A 17,444-nucleotide genomic window follows, 5' to 3' on the forward strand; every position below is an offset into this window, starting at 1 on the left:
GTCCCCGGCTCCCCGAGCCCGTCCCCTCTTGAATCGCGAACAGCTGTCGCTCTCGTCGATGGTGATCAGCCGCCCCAGCTGTCGGCCCCGATTGCGCGGGCAGACACCTGGTCTCGGCCCGTGGGAAAGAGCTGCGGCAGCGAAGAACCACGCTCCTGGCGGCCTCCTCCGCCACTGCCGCCGTCCCACCGCCCGTTCTCAATCCCGACGCATGGTCGCCGTCGTCGCTGGGTAGTCGACGGAGAGGTGCCGGAGGAGTGTTGGGGGCGGTTCGATGCGCACGGTGTCGGTCTTGCCGCATCCGGTGAAGGAGGAGCTGGGCTGGATTCCGATGTCCGACGGCACCCGGCTGGCCGCGCGCATCTGGCGGCCGGTGAGCTCGGACGCCGAACCGGTTCCGGCCGTGCTGGAGTTCATCCCGTACCGGCAGCGCGATCTCACCGCGCGCCGGGACCACGTCAACCACCCGTACCTGGCCGGGCACGGTTACGCGTGCGCGCGGGTGGATCTGCGCGGCAGCGGTGATTCCGAGGGGCTGCTCGTCGACGAGTACCTCGAGCAGGAGCTCCAGGACGGTGCGGAGGTCCTCGCCTGGCTGGCCGACCAGCCGTGGTGCAGCGGGCGCACCGGCATGATGGGCATCTCCTGGGGCGGGTTCAACGCCCTGCAGGTCGCTTCCCGCCGTCCGCCGAGCCTGGCCGCCATCGCCGTGCTGAGCTGCAGCGACGACCGGTATGCCGACGACGTGCACTACATGGGCGGGTGCCTGCTGGGCGACAACCTGTCCTGGGCGTCGACGATGTTCGCCTACAACTCGTGCCCGCCGGATCCCGCGACCTTCGGGCCGGGCTGGCGGCACCAGTGGTACGAGCGGCTGGCGGCGTGCGAGCCGTGGTTGGTGGAGTGGCTGCGCCACCAGCGCCGGGACGCCTTCTGGGAGCACGGTTCGGTCTGCGAGGACTACCGCAGCGTCGCTTGTCCCGTCCTGGCGGTGAGCGGTTGGGCCGACGGCTACTCCAACGCCGTCTTCCGGCTGATGCAGCACCTCGACGTGCCGCGGCGCGGCCTCATCGGCCCCTGGTCGCACAAGTACCCGCACCTCGGCCAGCCGGGCCCGGCCATCGGTTTCCTGCAGGAACTGGTCCGCTGGTGGGACCACTGGCTCCGGGACGTCGACAACGGGGTGATGGACGGCCCGATGTTGCGGGTCTGGATGCAGGACAGCGTGCCGCCCTCCACCGCCTACGACGAACGCCCGGGGCGCTGGGTGGGCGAGCCCGCGTGGCCGTCGCCGCACGTGCAGCGGATGCGCTGCCCGCTGGGCCAGCACCTCATCGCCCGCCCCGGCGAAGCACCGCCGTCGCGGCCGCTGTCGGTCGAGTCGCCGCTGTCGGTGGGCCAGTTCGCCGGGAAGTGGTGCTCCTACAACGCGCCGCCGGACCTGCCGTACGACCAGCGCGAGGAGGACGGCGGGTCGCTGGTGTTCGACACCGCTCCGCTGGCCGAGCGCTGCGAGATCCTCGGCGGGCCGGTGGCCGAGATCGACCTCGAGGTGGACCGGCCGTCGGCGATGCTGGCGGTGCGGCTCTCCGACGTCGCGCCGGACGGCAGGGCCACCCGCGTCACCTACGGCTTGCTCAACCTCACCCACCGCGATGGCCACGCCGAACCGGCCCCGCTGCAGCCGGGCGTCCGCTACCTGGTCCGGGTGCAGCTCAACGGTGTCGCCCAGGCCTTCCCGCCGGGCCACCAGATCCGGATGTCGCTGTCCACCTCCTACTGGCCGCTGGCCTGGCCGCCGCCCGAGCCCGTCCAGCTGACCGTGCACCCGGAGAACAGCGCGCTGGAGCTGCCGATCCGACCGGTGGCCGAGCCGGACGAGGTGGCGGCCCCGGTGTTCGCCGAACCCGAGGGCACGGCCCCGCTGACCACCACCCAGCTGCGGCACGGGGAGCAGCGGTGGACGGTGTCCCGCGACCTCGTCGGCTACGAGTCGGCGCTGGAGGTGATCAAGGACCTCGGGGTGGTCCGCTTCGACGACATCGACCTGGCGGTGACCCGCCGCGCGTGCGAGCGCTACAGCTGGACCGCGGACGAGTTCGACTCGGTGCGCGGGGACATCGAGTGGACCATGGCGTTCGAGCGCGGCGACTGGTCGGTGCGCACCGTGACGCGGACCGTGCTGACCTCCACCGGGACCGATTTCCGCCTGCACGCCGAGCTGGACGCCTACGAGGGCGACGAGCGCGTGTTCTCCCGCAACTGGCAGCGGTCCATCCCCCGCGACCAGGTGTGAGTGTTTGTTGATCAGGAAATCGCGGGAAACCGGTTGGCGGAGCGGAGCCGGAGTCCGCGGGGGGAGTCGAGGGCGTTGCGCATGACCAACGTGTTCGTCGTGGGACTTGATGAGCGCAATCTCGCGCTGTTGCGCGGTTCGTCCCCGCAGCGCTGCCGGTTCCGAGCCCTGTTCGGCAAGTCGGAGGTGATGCCCGCCTCGGCGGACTTCCCCGCGCTGCTGGACGAGGCGCACCGCAGGCTCGATTCGTTCCGCGGACCGATCGACGCGATCGTCGGCTACTGGGACTTCCCGGCCACCTCCCTGGTGCCGGTCCTGTGCGCCGACTACGGCCTGCCCGGACCGCGGCTGGAGCCGGTGATCAAGTGCGAGCACAAGTACTGGAGCCGTCTGGAGCAGTGCAAGGTCACCGATGCGCACCCGAAGTTCGAGCTGGTCGACCCGGCCGACGACACCGGCCTGCCGACCGGGCTGCGGTTCCCGGTGTGGCTCAAGCCGGTCAAGTCCTACAGCTCGGTGCTGTCGTTCCGCGTCGCCGACCTCGCCGGGCTGGGCCGGACGATGTCGGAGATCTGGCAGGGCATCGACCAGGTGGGGAAGTCCTTCGACGCGGTGCTGGGCGGTCTCGAGCTCCCGCCCGAGATCGCCGCTGCCGGTGGCCGGGCGTGCTTGGCCGAGGAGGAGATCGGCGGCGTCCAGGCCACCGCCGAGGGCTACTGCTTCCGCGGCGAACCGCACGTGTACGGCGTGGTCGACTCGGTGCGCTACCCGGGTTCGGCGAGCTTCCTCCGGTACCAGTACCCCTCCCGGCTGCCCGCCCCGATCCAGCAGCGGATCGTGGACATCAGCACGAGGGTGATCCGCCAGATCGGGCTGGACTCGACGACCTTCAACATCGAGTTCTTCTGGGACCAGGCCGACGACGAGCTGAAGATCCTGGAGATCAACCCGCGGCTCTCCCAGTCCCACGCACCGCTGTTCGAGCTGGTCGACGGCGTCTCGAACCACCACTGCATGGTGCGGATCGCCTTGGGCGAGGAACCCGAGATGCCGTGCGGGCGGGGCAGGTACGCCGTCGCGGCCAAGTGCTTCCTGCGCTCCTTCACCGACGGCGTGGTGCGGAGCGCCCCGACCGCGCAGCACATCGCGCAGCTGCACCGGGAGATGCCCGAGGCGATCGTCGACGTGGTGGCGCACGAGGGAACGCGGCTCTCCGAGCTGACCGTGCAGGACAGCTACAGCTACGAGCTGGCGACCTGCTACCTGGGCGCCCGGGACGAGGGCGAGTTGGTGGACAAGTTCCACCGGTGCGCGGATCTGCTGCCCTTCACCCTCGACGAGCCGGGGCGGCGCGGGTGAACCGCCGGGCGCTGCCCCCTCATCTGTGGGGTCTGGCTGTGCGAGCTGCGTCTCACCCGCCCGCCCGGGGCTGCGCACGCAGTGGAATCGTCGCAGGTCAAGGGGTTTCGGCGGGGTGTGCGCGCTGGTTGCCCGACGAACCCGGTGGAGAGGCTTGGAGGCATGAACAAGACCTCGAACCTGGTGCTCATCGTCGTCGTCGGAGTGGTTGCTGTCGGCCTGCTAGTCCTCGCCGTCGCCACGCAGTGAGCCTGCCGCGCGTGCCGGACGTCCACTTCAGACACTAGAGCGGGGCCAGCGTCGGCGCGTCCAGGTCGAGGTGCTTCCGGGCCTGGATCTCGCCGCAGTGGTAGGAGCGCTCGGCGGAGATCTGGAGAGCTCGCCCGAAGCACTGCCGGGCCTGCGCGGTGCGGCCGTCGGCCATCGCGTTCTGCCCCAGCTGGCACAGGACTTCCACGACCTCCGTCCACAGTGCCAGCTCCTCGGCGATGCGCAGCCCTTCGCGGTGCATCCGCGCCGCCCGGGCCCGGTCGCCGTCCAGCTCGGCCAGCAGGGCCAGCGACCGCGACGCGCGCAGCTGGCCCCACCGGTCGCCCAGCTCCTCGAACAGCGCCGCGGCGCGCTCCACGTCGGCGCGGCGGTCCTCGGCCGCCCGCTCGACCAGCGCTGCGGCCTCGGTCCAGCGGTCCCGGTGCGCGCGGGCGTCGGCCAGGCTCTGCTCCAGCAACCGCACGCCCCGGTCGTGCTCGACGTCGTCCAGCAGCCCGGTGCCGATGAACCACCGCAACCGCGCCCGCAGCACGGGGTCGGTGACCTCCGCCAGGTCCGGCAGCGGAGCCGCGCTCGGCGAGGTCCGCAGTTCGACCCCGGCCAGCCAGCCGCGCGCCGCAGCGCGCAAAGCCGATGACCCGCCGTCCGCGGTGATCGCGGCCTGCAACGAGCGGCGGGCTTCGCCGTGGCGTCCGCGCAGGTACCAGTACCAGGTCATCGCGTTCACCAAGCGCATTGCCGCATCGGCGTCCTCGTGCCGGATCGCCAGGTCCAGCGCGCGGCGGAGGTTGACGGTCTCGGCGTCCAGCCGGGCGAGGTGGTGCTGCTGCTCGCGGCCGCGCAGCCCCAGCGCAGCCCGCTCGGCGAGCTCGACGTAGTAGCGCACGAACCGGTCGCGCACGGCGTCGCGCTCACCGGCCTCGGCGAGGCGTTCGGCGCTGTAGGCCAAAACCGACTCCAGCAGCCGGAACCGGTCGCCGTCGCGGACCACCAGCGAGCGGTCCACCAAGCGGGACAGCAGGTCCAGCACCCGGGGCTCCGGGGTGTCCTGATCGGAGCTGACCGCCTGCGCGGCTTCCAAGGTGCAGCCGTCGGCGTGCACCGCCAGCCGCCGCAGCACGATCCGCTCGTCCGCGCTGAGCAGCTCCCAGCTCCAGTCGATCATCGCGCGCAGCGTCTGCTGCCGGGACGGGCGACCGCGACCGGGCCCGGACGGCAGGGCGAACCGGTCGTCCAGGCTCTCGGCCAGGCGCTCCGGCCCGAACATCCGAAGCCGCGGCGCGACCAGCTCCAGCGCCAGCGGAATGCCGTCCAGCCGACGGCAGATCGCCGACACGGCCTGCACGTTCCCCGCGTCGAGCGCGAAACCGGGGACCGCGGCCGCCGCGCGCTGCACGAACAGCTCGACCGCGCTGCAGCGGGCAGCCGCCGGGAGGTCGGCCGCGTCGTCCGGCAGCTCCAGCGGTGGCACCGGCCGGACGATCTCGCCGGGCACGTCGAGCGGTTCCCGGCTGGTCAGCAGCAGCCGCGCACCGGGCGCGCCGGCCAGCAGCCGCTCGGCCAGCACCGCGACCTGCTCCAGCACGTGCTCGCAGTTGTCCAGCACCAGCAGCAGGTCCTTGCCCGCCGCGATGTCGGCGAGGTGCAGGTCCGGCCCGACCGCGGACTCGCACAGCCCCAGCGCCACCACGATCCGGTCGGCGATGTCGTCGGCGGAGGCGGTGCGGTCCAGCCCGGCCAGCTCGACCAGCCACACCCCGTCCGGGAACCGCAGCCCGTCGGCGGCGGCCAGCGCCAGCCGGGTCTTGCCGACCCCGCCTGGCCCGGTCAGCGTCACCAGCCGCGCGCCCTGTTCCGCGAACGGGGCGCGGACCTCGGCGATCTCCGCGTCCCGCCCGATGATCGGCGTCAGCGGCGTGGGCAGGTTGCTGCGGGTGCGCGGCGCGACGGGCGCGGCCAGCTGCGGTTCCTGGCGGAGCATCGCCTCGTGCAGCGCGGTCACCTCCGGGCCCGGCGCCACCCCGAGCTCGTCGCCGAGCTTGCAGCGCAGGTCGTGGAAGCTGCACAGCGCCTCGGTCTGCCGCCCGGACCGGTACAGCGCGCGCATCTGCGCCATCCGCAGCCGTTCCCGCAGCGGGTGGCGGCCCACCAGGTCGCCCAGCTCGGCGGCGACCGCGGTGTGCTCGCCCAGCTCCAACCGGGCCTCGGCGCGATCCTCGACCGCGGCCAGCCGCAGCTCCTCCAGCCGGGCGATCTCGGCGCGGGCGAACGGCGCGTCGGCGAAGTCCGCGTAGGCCGGGCCGCGCCACAGCGCCAGCGCTTCGCCGAGCAGTTCGGCCCTGACCTGCGGTGAATCCGCCGCCCGTGCGCGCTCGACGAGCTCCTGGAACTGGTGGGCGTCGATCTGGTCCAGCACCAGCCGGTAGCCCGCGGGCTGGTGGAGCACCTGGTCGCGCCCCAGCGCGCGACGCAGCTGGGAGACCTTGCTCTGCAGGGTGTTCAGCGGCGTGGCCGGGGGAGCGTCGGCCCACAGGTCCTCGACGAGCCGATCCGCCGAAACCGGCCCACCGCCGTGGGCCAGCAGGATCGCGAGCAGCGCGCGCACCTTCGCCTCGGGCACCCGCACCGCTCGGCCGTCGGTGTTCCAGGCGGTCAGCGGGCCGAGAACCCCGTATCGCATGCCCGAAAGGATATCGCCAGCGAACCATCAGCCGACCGCACGCGAGGCGCGACAGCGTGGTGACCGTTCCGCTCGTCGAAGTGAATGGGAGACCCATGCGCACCCCCGTAGCGCACCGCGCCGGGCCGAGGGAATGGGCCGGGCTCGCGATCCTCGCGCTGCCCACCGCTCTGCTCGGCCTGGACGTCAGCGTGCTGTACCTGGCGCTGCCCGCCCTGTCGGCGGACCTGCAACCGAGCGCCACCCAGCTGTTGTGGATCATGGATGCCTACGGCTTCCTGATCGCCGGTCTGCTGATCACCATGGGCACGCTGGGGGACCGGATCGGCCGCCGCAAGCTGCTGATGATCGGCGCCGCCGGTTTCGGGGCCGTCTCGGTGGTGGCCGCGTTCGCCCCCAGCGCCGAGGTGCTCATCGCCGCGCGGGCGGCGCTCGGCATCGCCGGGGCCACCCTGATGCCCTCCACGCTGTCGCTGATCAGCACCATGTTCACCGACGCCCGGCAGCGGGCGGTGGCGATCGGCATCTGGGCCATGACGTTCGCGCTGGGCATGGCGGGCGGCCCGCTGGTGGGCGGGGTGCTGATCGACCACTTCTGGTGGGGTTCGGCGTTCCTGGTCGCGCTCCCGCCGGTCGGGGTCCTGCTGGTGACCGCCCCGCTGCTGCTGCCGGAGTACCGCGCCCCGCGCGGCGGCCGCTTGGACCTGCGGAGCGTGGCGCTGTCGCTGGCCGCCATCCTGCCCCTGATCTACGCGGTGAAGCACGCCGCCAAGGCGGGCTTCGACCTGACCGTCGTGGTGTCGTCGCTGGCCGGGATCGCCTTCGCGGTGGTGTTCGTGCGGCGGCAGCGCGAGCTGGCCGATCCGCTGCTGGACATGTCCCTGTTCAGCAGCCGCACGTTCAGCGCTGCGCTGGGTGTCCTGCTGTTCGGGCTGGTCGGCGTCGGCGGGGTGATGTTCCTGGTCACCCAGTACCTCCAGCTGGTCGAAGGGCTCTCCCCGTTCGCCGCGGGCCTGTGGATGGGGCCGCCCGCGCTGATGATGCTCCTGGCCTCGCTGGCGTCCCCGCTGCTCGCGCGCCGGGTGCGGCCCGGGGTGATCGTCGCGGTGACCCTCGTCCTTTCCACAGCGGGCTACCTGCTGCTGTCCGTTGTGGACCGAGGGGACATCTGGCTGGTGGTGACCGGTTTCGGCCTGGTGTACCTGGGATTGGGCGCGATCGCTGCGCTGGGGACCGACCTGGTGGTGGGCGCGGCGCCGCCGGAGAGGTCCGGTTCGGCCGCGGCGATGTCGGAAACCGTGCAGGAGCTGGGCATCGCCGTCGGCATCGCGCTGCTCGGCAGCCTGACCTCGGTCGTCTACCGCGCCCGGCTCGGCGACGACCTGCCCGCCGCCGTCGAGGACGGCCTGGCCGCCGCGACCGCGCTCGCCCCGGCCGACCTGCTCCGCCGGGCGCAGGACGCGTTCACCGCGGGCCTGAACGTGACGACCCTGGTCACCGGCATCGGCGTCCTGGTCCTGGCCCTGGTGTCGGCCACCGTGCTGCGGCACATCGGAACCATCGGCGACGACCACTGAAGGACTGGCCCGATCCTTGCGATTGTTGTCCATCGGGCCACTGTTCGCCGGGTCGTCGCGGCAGCACGATCGTCAGGTGAGAACGACGACGTGATGAGGAGACGACGATGTGGACGTGGTTGCTGGTGGAAGCTGCCATAGCGTTCGTGCTGGCAGCGGGCGCGGTCACCTGGGTTCGGCGCAACCTGCGCGGCGGGTCCTGACGGGTCGTGCGCGGCGGTGGTCGTTCTTGCGGCCATCGCCGCTCACGAAGAGCGGGCGCGCTTGCGGGCTCGGTAGGCGGCGGCTTTGACGCGGTTGCCGCACTCCTCCATGCCGCACCAGTTGCGGCGGGCGCCGCGGGAGCGGTCGAGGTAGATCCGGGTGCAGTCGGTGCGCCCGCACTCCTTGAGGCAGGCGTCGGGGTCGGCGAGCAGTGCGATGGCGCTGCGGGCGAGCTGGGTGAGCACGGCGGGCAGGTCTCCCGACGTGCTCACCCCCGAGTCGCTGAGCCGGATCGCGGGCATCGGCCCGGCGGCCGCGCGGTTGACGATTTCGAGGCTGTCCGGGTCGAAGGGCCTGCCGAGCACGCGGTCGAGCGCGAGCCGGTACACCGCTTCCCGCAGGGACAGCGCGGCTTCGAACGTCGTGGCGTCGGCGGTGACGCGGTCGGGGAGCTCGGCGCACTCGGCCACCCAGCGCTCCAGGTCGGCGGGGCAGGTCAGGGCATCGCTGGGCCGGTCCCGGCGGGATCCCACGGTCCCGGCCAGGTCCAGGGCCGGGTTGCCGCTCACGAACGCGAAATCCACGTCACCATCTTGACCGGTGACGCACCCGGATGGCAATCTCGTCACCAGTTGAACCGGTGACGCGGAGGAGCGGGTGTGGACGAGATCGAGGTCGTCATGTTCGACGTCCTGGGCACGCTGGTGGACGAGACCAGCGGGCTGCGAGCGGAAATCCGCGGAGCAGCCCCGGAATCCGACGTCGACGAGCTGGTCGCGTTGTGGCAGCAGCACGTCGAGGGTGAGCAGCAGAGCATTGCGCGAGGGCATCGCGCGTACGTCAACTCCGACGTCATCGACGCGGAAGCGGCCCGGCGGGTGGCCGACCGCACCGGGCTCGCCGACCCGGCGGCGATCGCCCGGCTGTCCACCGCGAGCCAACGCCTGCCCGCCTGGCCGGACTCCGCGGCCGGTCTCGAGCGGCTCGCGCGGCACTTCCCGGTCCTGGGGCTCTCCAACGCCAGCCGCGCCGCTCTGCTGCGGCTGAACGCGCACGCCGGACTGCGCTGGCACCAGGCCGTGTCCGCTGAAGCCGCCTCCGCCTACAAACCGGCACCGGAGGTCTACCGGCTGGCCATCGACAGCGCCAACTGCCCACCGGAGCGAGTCCTCATGGTGGCGGCCCACGCCTGGGACCTCCGCGGAGCTCAGGAGCAGGGCATGCGCACCGCCTACGTCCACCGCCCGGTCGGCGACCCGCCGACGAGCGCCGACACCTTCGACCGGCACTTCGACGGCCTGGCCGACCTGGCCGCCGCCCTGACGAGGTAGCGCGGCGTTCAGCCGTGGAGCCGGACGACCAGCGCTTCGAGGTGCTGCTGCCAGGCGTCGAGCGCGGCCTCGCGCTGGTCGGACAGCTCGGCGGGGCCGGTCTGGGTGAGCACGATCCGGGCCCCACCGGCTCCGTCCGCGAGCTCCCAGCGGACCCGGCCGACGCTGATCCCGTCGGCGGTCCAGTCGTACTCCAGCCGCCGGGGCGGTTCCGCGGAGATGACCTGGCCCGCTGGCACGTGCTTCGCGTCGAACGCCGTCGGGACCGCCCCGCCCGCTCCGGGTTCGCCGGACTCGGTGAGGGTGCGCCACACCGCGTCCACCGGCTGCCGGAACAGCGGTCGGTCGAACCGCACCCGCCATCCGTCCGATGTGGACTCCGAGGTTCCGCGGTCGAGCCCGAAGTCCCGGACGAGCCGCTCGTGCAGCTCCTGCGACCCGCCGGGGTGCTCGACCGGGTGCTCCGCGACCACGTCGGCCAGCGCGGCCAGGCAGCCGTGCCAGCCCATCGCGGTGGCCGGTCCCATGAAGCGGTCGTCGAAGGTGTGCGTGAAGACCAGCAGGGTGCCGTCCCCTCGGGGTGCAGCTCGATGCGCAGGAGGTCGCTCTCCTCGCTGAACGCGAACACGCGATTCGGGACGAGCTCGGTGACGGTGCCCGAGTAGGTGGTGCCCTCGCCGTCGTCGAAGCTGATCCCGCCGCCGACCCGGAGGTCGACCCCGGTGCACGTCAGCGGGTACCACTGGCTCAGCTGGGCGGGCTCGGTGATCGCGCGCCAGACCTTCTCCGGCGGGTGCGCGAGCTTGCGCTCCAAGCGCAGCACCTGGCGGCCGTTCTCGGTGTTGAGCGAGTGCGTCACTGGTCGGCGTCCTTCTCGGTCGGGGTGGTTGCTGAATCCAGGTGTCGTTCGAGGAGGTCGAGCCGTTCCGTCCACAGTGCCCGGTACGGCGCCAGCCAGTCGTCGACCTCGCTGAGCGCTTCAGGGCGCAGCTCGTACCAGCGGCGCTGGGCGTCCACGCGCACCCGGACGAGCCCGGTTTCGCGCAACACCCGGAGGTGCTTGGACGCGGCGGGCTGGGGCAGGTCGAGCTGCTCGGCCACCTCCCCGGCCAGCCGGGGGCGCTCCAGCAGCAGGTCCAGGATCTGCCGCCGGACCGGCTGTGCGAGTGCTCCGAAGACCGACATGCAGCAAGTATGCCGATTTTGGAAAATAAGGCAAGGGGTGTTCCAGGGCGGAATGCCGCCAGCGGTCGCGGCGGCCGGGTGCCAGAGTTGGAGCGTGCGCAACCTGGCTTGGCGGAGTAACGGATCACCGCTGATCGACGCGGCGGAGCTGGCGTGGATCGGCGAGCTCCCCGATCCGGTGCCGCACACCGCCGCCGAGCTCTCCGCGGTGCTCGGTCTGCTGACGTCGTCGCGGTTTGAGGCGATCACCGTCGGGCACAGCCGTGACGACGCGTCCCGAGCTGCGGCGGAGGCGTTCGCGGCCGCGTGGCGGGCTGTCGGCGGCACTGTTCTGGCCACAGTGGACTGGCCGGAGGTGGCCGCGTCGTGGCTGCGCCCGGCGAAGCGGATGACCGCCGAGCTCCCGGACGCGTGGGTGGTGGCCGCCGCCCCGCTCGGCTTCGCCCAGCTGGCGCGGCGGCTGCGGCACAGCACGGAGTGGGAGCCGTCCCGCACGATCGCCTTCGCGGCCCTGCAGGACTCCAGGCTCCCCGCGCTCACCGGTGGCGAAGTCCTCGACGGATTGCGCGGCGCAACGGCCGATGGTGGCACCTGGGAGATCCGCGGCCGCTGGGTGAGCACGACTGCGGAGACCGCTTCCGGATGACAGACCACAGTGGACGCGGCGAAATTCGCGTGCGGTGCATGGGGGAGCTGTGGTGGGATCGGCTCGTGAGCGCATCGCCCCCTGAGGATCTCCTGGAGCGCATGGAGCGGAACCTGGCCGAGCACGCCTGCCACCTGCACCGCGGGCTGGCGGGCGCGACGGTCGTGGAGACCGATGATCTGCTGGTGGCGGACAGCGGGCTCGACGACGACACGTTCAACATCGTCGCGATGGCCCGCTTCACCCCGCAGGCGGCCGCGGCCCGCATCGACGAGACGGCCCGGACGCTGACCGCCACCGGGCGCCGGTTCTCCTGGTGGGTGGGCCCGGCGTCGGCCCCGGCGGACCTGCGGGCCCGCCTGTCGGCGGCCGGACTGCCCGAAGCGGAACGCGAAACGGCGATGTGGGCGGAGCTCGACGACGACCTGCCGCGCCCCGCGGTGTCCGGGCTCGAGATCCGCACGGCGACCACGCCCGAGGAACTCGCCGACTACGCCCGGGTCCTCGTGGCGAACTGGGACCCGCCCGCCGAGACGGTCCGCAGCTTCTTCGCCCGGACCGCGGAGCGCGCGCTGGCCGCCGACAGCCCGTCCCGCTACCTGGTCGGCTACGCGGACGGCGAACCGGTCTGCTCGGCCGAGGTCTTCCTGCACGCGGGAGTCGCCGGGATCTACAACATCTGCACCCGGACCACCCACCGCCGCCGCGGCTACGGCGGAGCCATGACCCTGGAGGTCCTCCACGCGGCCCGAGCCCAGAACCACCGCACAGCGGTCCTCCAAGCATCGACCGAAGGCGAACCGGTCTACCGCCGCCTCGGCTTCCGCGCCTGCGGCGAGTACACCGAGCACTCAGTCAACGTCGGGCAGGTCGGCGACTCGCCAGAGGCCTAGTGCTTTGTCCGCGTAGTGGCCGTCGCCCTCTTCGCAGCCCTCGGTGATCAGTTCGAGGGGTTCGGGGAAGGTGAACGGGGCGAGTTGGAGGTTCAGCGGGCGCCAGTCGCCGGTTTCGACGTCGACGTTCACCTCCAGCTCAGGGAACGTGGTGGTCAGCAGGTGGCCGACGCCGCTGTCCCGGATGTTGCGCAGCGCCGCGCGGATCTGCTCGAAGCTGAGGTGCACCAGGCAGTCCCGGCACAGGAGCAGGTCCGCGGCGGGGAGCCGGTCGCGGGTCAGGTCCAGGACCTCGAAGCGCCGGTCGTCCGCCGCGTAGCGCTGCCGGTTGCGCTCGACCAGCTCCGGCACGATGTCGGCGCCGAAGTAGCTCGTCACGCCCAGGTCGGTGGTCGACAGCCAGCCGAAGTCGCCGCAGGGCACGTCCGCGATCGACCGCACGCGCCACCGGCGCAGCAGTGCGGGGATCTCGGCGCGGATGTGCTCGGTGGCGGCGCTCTCCGAGCCCTGCCCGGACACCGATTCCGGGCTGCCCCACAGGTTCTGCTCGTAGATGTAGCGGAACACCCCGCCGGTGTCCTGCTCGGCCAGGTGCGCGCGGTGCTCGCGGAACCGGGCGTTGGTGGTCAGCTCCGGGCGTCCCCACGACGTTCCGGCTGAGCTCATCGCGTCGTCCTCCTGGTGGTCCCGGTGGGATCTGCTGCCACCGGCCGAGATCTCGGGCCCCCGGTATCGGAGTGCACCAGCTCCCAGGCCGTTCCGCCATCGCGCAACAGGAGTACGGCCACTGCCCCCGGCGGTGGCGGTTGGCCCTGGCGCATGCGTCGAGGTTCTGTTCGGCGGCTGCTCGACGCCGGGCTGAACTGCCAGGACCCGTGAGCGCCGGTCACGTGCTCAGGTGGTAGTGCGCGGCGACCAGTTCGGCGGCGCACTCCTCGGGTTGTTCCGCGGCGGCGTGGTCGAGTGCGCGGCGCAGGGCGGACAGCGCCTCCGGCGCCGCCTCGGCGAGCAGGTCGGCGGCGTGGTCGGTGGCCTTGGCGAGGTCGACGAGCAGGGCCTGCACCTCGATGCTGTCCGGTCTGACGATGAGCGCGGGAATGGTGCTCCGGAGTTGCGCGCGCAGAGCGCGCAGGACGTGATCCGCGTCGGGGTGGGAGGTCACGGCATCCCTCCTTGAGCGCTTCGGGTCTGCACCGGTGCGACGCGCCAGCGATCAGCTCGTGACGGAGTTCTCCGGGCGGTAGACGCGAAGCGCCTCGTCGCGCGAGGTGAACCTGAAGTTCCGCCCCGGCTCGACGACCTCGCCGTCGCAGGCCAGCGCCAGCGGTTCGCTGAGCACCTCGACGTGCGCGGACTCCTGCTCCTGCTGGACGTAGGTGCGGCTGTTGAACAGCGCACCGGTCAGCGCCGCGAACGTGCACCGGACGCGGGACAGCGGGAGGTCGGCGCGGATGTAGCGGATGTCGAGCACCCCGTCGTCCAGCCGCGGGCGCCAGGTGGGGGCGAAGCCCTTCGGCTGGTAGCCGCTGGCGCCGACGAACAGCAGCCAGATCTTGCGGTGCGTGCCGTCGATGCGGACCTCGATCGGCTCGGCCTCGGCGAGCACGCGCACCAGCGCCGCAGCGGCCGCGGGCCACCTGCCCCAGCGCGGCTCCCACTTCTCCCGCAGCCGGACCAGGTCGGGGTAACCGCCCAGGCTGGCGGTGTTGACGAACCACCGCTCCGGCCGGTCGTCGACGGTGACCGAACCCAGGTCGACGTGCACCGCCGACCCGGCGGCCAGCGCCCGCGCCGAGTCCTGGGCGCTCGTCACGCCCAGGTCGCGGGCGAAGTGGTTCAACGTGCCCGCGGGGACCACGGCCAGCGGCAGCCCGCGGACCGCGGCGGCGGACGCCGCGGCTGCCACCGTGCCGTCACCGCCCGCGACGGCCAGCGCGCGGATGGGCTCACCGGCCGCGTCCAGCTCGCGGTGCAGCTGTTCGACGAGATCGGCTTCGGGGTCCGGGTGCAGGACCTTGGCGGCGGGCCACAGGTCGGTCAGCGCGGCGGACGGGTCGTGGTCGGCGTCCCCGGACGACGGGTTGACCAGCAGCGCGAGCCCGTGGCCGTCGGTCAGCGCGGCGACGTGCTCGCTCGGCCGGGCCAACCCGGGCGCGGCCGGGCGCACCGGCCACCACCAGCGGGTCGCCAGCCCGAGCCCGCAGCCGATCGCGGCCCCGAAGGCGACGTCGGTGGGCCAGTGCACCCCGGTGTGGACGCGGGAGTACGCCACCGCCGCCGCGACCGGCAGCACCGCCGCGCCCAGCAGCGGCGACTCCAGGGCCACCGCGGTGGTGAACGCCGCGGCGGAGGCGGCGTGCCCGGACGGGAACGACGAGGACACCGGCGGCGAGATGAGCCGCCGGTGCCTCGGCAGCAGGTCGGTGGCCGGACGTCGCCGCGGCAGCAGCCGCTTGGCCAGCAGGTTCGTCACGGCGCTGGTGGCCCCGATGGCCGCGACGCCGCGCAGCGCGGCCCGCCGGGAAGGCCCCTTGCGCAGGACCAGCCCACCGGCCAGCGCGAACCACAACTTGCTGTGGTTCGCCGACCAGCTGAGCCCGCGCATCGCGGGGTCGACGACGCTGCGCGGAATTCCGGCGCTGCGGTGCACGAGAAGACGATCAACGCCGGAGACCCGCCTGCGCACTGCGCCGAGAACCTTGAACATGTGCACATGCTAGGGACAACCGCCCACAACAGCGGTGGTGACCGGCCGACGGCACCGCAGCAGTTTCGGCGGAAACCTGACGCCGCCACCACGAGCTCGGCCAGGACGGCGGGCACACGACCGAACCGCTACCACGGCCGTCCGAGGGGTGGTGACGATTGCGATTTCGATTGAGGTTTTTCCAACCTCGTTCTGCGTGGCGGTGCCGGTGCGGAACCTCAGCGCCCGCCTGGACTCCGGGTGCCCTGACTTATGTATGCCAATACACGGCGTCAGGGCCGTCCTCGCCAGGCGAACGCTGAGAACCCGCGGCGGTGCGAGTTGCGAGGGTGGGTTATGCGCCTGCGGCGCATGCGGCACCTGCCGACCGGTGCCGGTCTCCCTTCGCAGCTGCGGTCCACGGGCAGGATGAACAAGGCTCATTGAAATTGCCCACGTCGCCACCGCAGGGTCCGTCGAGAACGAGGCAATTTCGATTGAAGTTGCAACGCTCGCGAAGCAACCACCCACCGCTTTGAACCCGAACCCACCCCGATATCACCACCGGTCCCGGGCATCCGGCCGGAGCCGCCCCGGGCCACCCCTCGTCCGCTGTGGATCGATGCACCGACCAACGGTCGAGATAGTGGGAAATTCCCTTGCCTCCCACCGAGAACGTCGGCGCTGCGGTGTTCGTGCGGGTCGGTCACGATGGACGGGGGTTGACTTCGAGGGGGCGAGGTCGGATGCGGGTCAACGTTGATCTCAACCGCTGCCAGGCGTACGCGCAGTGCGCTTTCCTGGCTCCGGACGTCTTCCGGTTGCACGGGGAGGAGGCGCTGCTCTACCAGCCGGACGTCGAGGAGTCGCGCCGCGGCGATGTGCTTCGGGCGGCAGCCGCTTGCCCGGTTCAAGCGATCCTGGTCGAGGCACCGAGGGGCGAAGCGCGATGACCAGCGGTCCAGGGCGGATCGTGATCGTCGGTGCTTCCCTGGCCGGGTTGCGGGCCGCCGAGCACCTGCGGGCGGGCGGTTTCGGCGGGGCGCTCACGCTGGTCGGGGACGAGCCGCACGGGCCCTACGACCGGCCTCCGCTGTCCAAGCAGGTTCTGCTGGGGATGGTGCGGCCCGAGGGCACCGCGTTGCCCCGCACGCGCGAGATCGACGCGGAGTGGCGGCTCGGTGTTGCCGCCGCCGGGTTGGACCGGGAGCGCAGGCGGGTGCAGCTGGCGGACGGTTCGGAGGTCGAGTACGACCGGCTGCTGATCGCGACCGGGGTCCGCTCGCGTCCGTGGCCCAACGAGTCCGAAGCTGCTCTGGACGGGGTGTGCGTGCTGCGGACCAGGGACGATGCCGCACACCTCGGTCGGTTGCTGGCCCGGCGCCCGAACCGGGTGCTGATCATCGGTGCGGGGTTCACCGGTTCCGAGATCGCCTCGGCGTGCCGGGAGCGCGGGTGCGCCGTCACCGTCGCCGAGCGCGGCGAAGCACCGCTGGTGGGCGCGCTGGGCGGGATGGTCGGCGAGGTGGCGGCTCGGCTGCAGCGGGAGCACGGGGTCGACCTGCGCTGCGGTGTCATGGTGACCTCGCTGGAGGGCGACTCCGCCGGGCGGCTCAGGCGCGCCCACCTGTCCGACGGCTCCGCGCTGGACGCGGAGGTCGCCGTGGTGGCGCTCGGCGCGGTGCGCAACACCGGGTGGTTGGAGGGCTCGGGGCTGGCGGCGGGGCCTCGCGGTGTCGCCTGCGACGCCGGGTGCCGGGCCTTCGACGTCCACGGCATCGTCACCGACGACGTGTTCGCCGCGGGGGACGTCGCCCGGACCCCGCACCCGCTGTTCGGCTACCAGTTCCTCTCGCTGGAGCACTGGGGGAACGCCGTGGCGCAGGCCGAGATCGCCGCGCACAACATGATCAGCGCCGACGCCCGGCGGCGGCCGCACCTGTGGACGCCGTCGTTCTGGTCCGCGCAGTTCGGCGTGAACATCAAGTCCGTCGGCGCGCCGTCGATGGGCGAGGAGATCGTGGTGACCCAGGGCTCGCTCGCCGACCACCGCTTCGCCGCCGCCTACGGGTATCGGGGACGGGTGATCGCCGCGGTCGGCTTCGACCACGGGAAGTGGATGGGCGGCTACCGGCGGCTGATCGAGCAGGCAGCACCGTTCCCGCCGGACCTGCCCGGCGGGAACGGGCAGCGCCCCGGGCCTGCCCGGTTCCCGGACCCGGCGCTGCCCAGCCACGGGCCCACCGTCACCCTGACCGGCCACTCGCCGAACGAGAAGCGGGTCGTGTTCACCCCGTCCCGCGCCTGATCGACAGGA

General features: G+C 72.4%; 15 protein-coding genes and 1 pseudogene. 8 read left to right on the plus strand and 8 right to left on the minus strand.

Annotated elements, in window-relative coordinates:
• Nucleotides 1-274: 274 nt before the first annotated feature.
• On the plus strand, nt 275-2,296 hold the full coding sequence (locus F1721_RS27935; protein WP_150069786.1) for a CocE/NonD family hydrolase: 2,022 nt from the start codon (nt 275-277) through the stop codon (nt 2,294-2,296).
• A gap of 81 nt (nt 2,297-2,377) precedes the next feature.
• Entirely contained in the window at nt 2,378-3,655 is a 1,278-nt protein-coding gene (locus tag F1721_RS27940; RefSeq protein WP_150069787.1) for an ATP-grasp domain-containing protein, read from the plus strand.
• Between the two features lie 283 nt (nt 3,656-3,938).
• Here F1721_RS27940 and F1721_RS27945 read toward each other — a convergent pair whose 3' ends face one another.
• Nucleotides 3,939-6,605: an AfsR/SARP family transcriptional regulator gene (locus F1721_RS27945; protein ID WP_150069788.1), complete on the minus strand. Its 2,667-nt coding sequence runs from the start codon at nt 6,603-6,605 to the stop codon at nt 3,939-3,941.
• Nucleotides 6,606-6,700: 95 nt separating this feature from the next.
• Between F1721_RS27945 and F1721_RS27950 the strand changes: the two genes are divergently transcribed.
• Nucleotides 6,701-8,182, plus strand: coding sequence for an MFS transporter (locus tag F1721_RS27950; protein ID WP_150069789.1), 1,482 nt, complete (start codon nt 6,701-6,703; stop codon nt 8,180-8,182).
• 245 nt (nt 8,183-8,427) lie between these two features.
• Here the strand turns inward: F1721_RS27950 and F1721_RS27955 are convergent, their stop codons facing one another.
• Nucleotides 8,428-8,970: a CGNR zinc finger domain-containing protein gene (locus F1721_RS27955; protein ID WP_170301630.1), complete on the minus strand. Its 543-nt coding sequence runs from the start codon at nt 8,968-8,970 to the stop codon at nt 8,428-8,430.
• Between the two features lie 96 nt (nt 8,971-9,066).
• Here F1721_RS27955 and F1721_RS27960 point away from each other — a divergent pair, with 96 nt between their 5' ends.
• The gene (locus F1721_RS27960) at nt 9,067-9,717 is read left to right on the plus strand and encodes a haloacid dehalogenase type II (protein WP_150069790.1); all 651 of its coding nucleotides are present in this window, start codon (nt 9,067-9,069) and stop codon (nt 9,715-9,717) included.
• 8 nt (nt 9,718-9,725) lie between these two features.
• Here the strand turns inward: F1721_RS27960 and F1721_RS34860 are convergent, their stop codons facing one another.
• The 3 genes and pseudogenes from F1721_RS34860 to F1721_RS27970 all read right to left on the minus strand — a co-directional run bounded on the left by F1721_RS34860 (nt 9,726) and on the right by F1721_RS27970 (nt 10,902).
• Nucleotides 9,726-10,244 (minus strand): SRPBCC domain-containing protein, encoded by a 519-nt coding sequence (locus tag F1721_RS34860; protein ID WP_211840655.1) that lies wholly within the window; start codon nt 10,242-10,244, stop codon nt 9,726-9,728.
• 56 nt (nt 10,245-10,300) lie between these two features.
• A pseudogene (locus tag F1721_RS35710) lies at nt 10,301-10,651 on the minus strand (SRPBCC domain-containing protein); the annotation flags it as partial.
• Nucleotides 10,573-10,902, minus strand: coding sequence for an ArsR/SmtB family transcription factor (locus tag F1721_RS27970; RefSeq protein ID WP_150069791.1), 330 nt, complete (start codon nt 10,900-10,902; stop codon nt 10,573-10,575). The gene F1721_RS27970 and the pseudogene F1721_RS35710, both read right to left, overlap by 79 nt.
• A gap of 94 nt (nt 10,903-10,996) precedes the next feature.
• On the opposite strand from F1721_RS27970, the gene F1721_RS27975 reads away from it, so the two are divergent.
• Together F1721_RS27975 and F1721_RS27980 are read left to right on the plus strand one after the other, a co-directional pair.
• The gene (locus F1721_RS27975) at nt 10,997-11,548 is read left to right on the plus strand and encodes a hypothetical protein (protein WP_150069792.1); all 552 of its coding nucleotides are present in this window, start codon (nt 10,997-10,999) and stop codon (nt 11,546-11,548) included.
• 101 nt (nt 11,549-11,649) lie between these two features.
• Nucleotides 11,650-12,441, plus strand: a complete 792-nt coding sequence (locus F1721_RS27980) for a GNAT family N-acetyltransferase (protein WP_150069793.1) — start codon at nt 11,650-11,652, stop codon at nt 12,439-12,441.
• On the opposite strand, the gene F1721_RS27985 is transcribed toward F1721_RS27980, so the two are convergent.
• The 3 genes from F1721_RS27985 to F1721_RS27995 form a co-directional block, all read right to left on the minus strand.
• On the minus strand, nt 12,400-13,107 hold the full coding sequence (locus F1721_RS27985; protein WP_150069794.1) for a class I SAM-dependent methyltransferase: 708 nt from the start codon (nt 13,105-13,107) through the stop codon (nt 12,400-12,402). The two genes, F1721_RS27980 and F1721_RS27985, sit on opposite strands and share 42 nt — an antisense overlap.
• A 220-nt stretch (nt 13,108-13,327) precedes the next feature.
• On the minus strand, nt 13,328-13,603 hold the full coding sequence (locus F1721_RS27990; protein WP_150069795.1) for a hypothetical protein: 276 nt from the start codon (nt 13,601-13,603) through the stop codon (nt 13,328-13,330).
• 51 nt (nt 13,604-13,654) lie between these two features.
• On the minus strand, nt 13,655-15,148 hold the full coding sequence (locus tag F1721_RS27995; protein WP_150069796.1) for a bifunctional phosphatase PAP2/diacylglycerol kinase family protein: 1,494 nt from the start codon (nt 15,146-15,148) through the stop codon (nt 13,655-13,657).
• A 725-nt stretch (nt 15,149-15,873) separates the two neighbouring features.
• On the opposite strand from F1721_RS27995, the gene F1721_RS28000 reads away from it, so the two are divergent.
• Nucleotides 15,874-16,080 (plus strand): ferredoxin, encoded by a 207-nt coding sequence (locus F1721_RS28000; protein ID WP_150069797.1) that lies wholly within the window; start codon nt 15,874-15,876, stop codon nt 16,078-16,080.
• Nucleotides 16,077-17,435 (plus strand): NAD(P)/FAD-dependent oxidoreductase, encoded by a 1,359-nt coding sequence (locus F1721_RS28005; protein ID WP_150069798.1) that lies wholly within the window; start codon nt 16,077-16,079, stop codon nt 17,433-17,435. The genes F1721_RS28000 and F1721_RS28005 overlap by 4 nt, the downstream gene beginning before the upstream one ends.
• The last annotated feature ends 9 nt before the right edge of the window (nt 17,436-17,444 follow it).

Origin of the sequence: Saccharopolyspora hirsuta, assembly GCF_008630535.1 — a bacterium.
GTDB lineage: Bacteria > Actinomycetota > Actinomycetes > Mycobacteriales > Pseudonocardiaceae > Saccharopolyspora > Saccharopolyspora hirsuta.

Bases quoted from the DNA above. Each gene is read 5' to 3' on its own strand.
- F1721_RS27935 (WP_150069786.1), top strand. From the start codon at position 275: ATGCGCACGGTGTCGGTCTTGCCGCATCCGGTGAAGGAGGAGCTGGGC.
- F1721_RS27945 (WP_150069788.1), bottom strand. From the start codon at position 6,605: ATGCGATACGGGGTTCTCGGCCCGCTGACCGCCTGGAACACCGACGGC.
- F1721_RS27985 (WP_150069794.1), bottom strand. From the start codon at position 13,107: ATGAGCTCAGCCGGAACGTCGTGGGGACGCCCGGAGCTGACCACCAAC.
- F1721_RS28005 (WP_150069798.1), top strand. From the start codon at position 16,077: ATGACCAGCGGTCCAGGGCGGATCGTGATCGTCGGTGCTTCCCTGGCC.
- F1721_RS27980 (WP_150069793.1), top strand. From the start codon at position 11,650: ATGGAGCGGAACCTGGCCGAGCACGCCTGCCACCTGCACCGCGGGCTG.
- F1721_RS27995 (WP_150069796.1), bottom strand. From the start codon at position 15,148: ATGTTCAAGGTTCTCGGCGCAGTGCGCAGGCGGGTCTCCGGCGTTGAT.
- F1721_RS28000 (WP_150069797.1), top strand. From the start codon at position 15,874: ATGCGGGTCAACGTTGATCTCAACCGCTGCCAGGCGTACGCGCAGTGC.
- F1721_RS27950 (WP_150069789.1), top strand. From the start codon at position 6,701: ATGCGCACCCCCGTAGCGCACCGCGCCGGGCCGAGGGAATGGGCCGGG.
- F1721_RS34860 (WP_211840655.1), bottom strand. From the start codon at position 10,244: ATGGGACCGGCCACCGCGATGGGCTGGCACGGCTGCCTGGCCGCGCTG.
- F1721_RS27970 (WP_150069791.1), bottom strand. From the start codon at position 10,902: ATGTCGGTCTTCGGAGCACTCGCACAGCCGGTCCGGCGGCAGATCCTG.
- F1721_RS27940 (WP_150069787.1), top strand. From the start codon at position 2,378: ATGACCAACGTGTTCGTCGTGGGACTTGATGAGCGCAATCTCGCGCTG.
- F1721_RS27960 (WP_150069790.1), top strand. From the start codon at position 9,067: ATGTTCGACGTCCTGGGCACGCTGGTGGACGAGACCAGCGGGCTGCGA.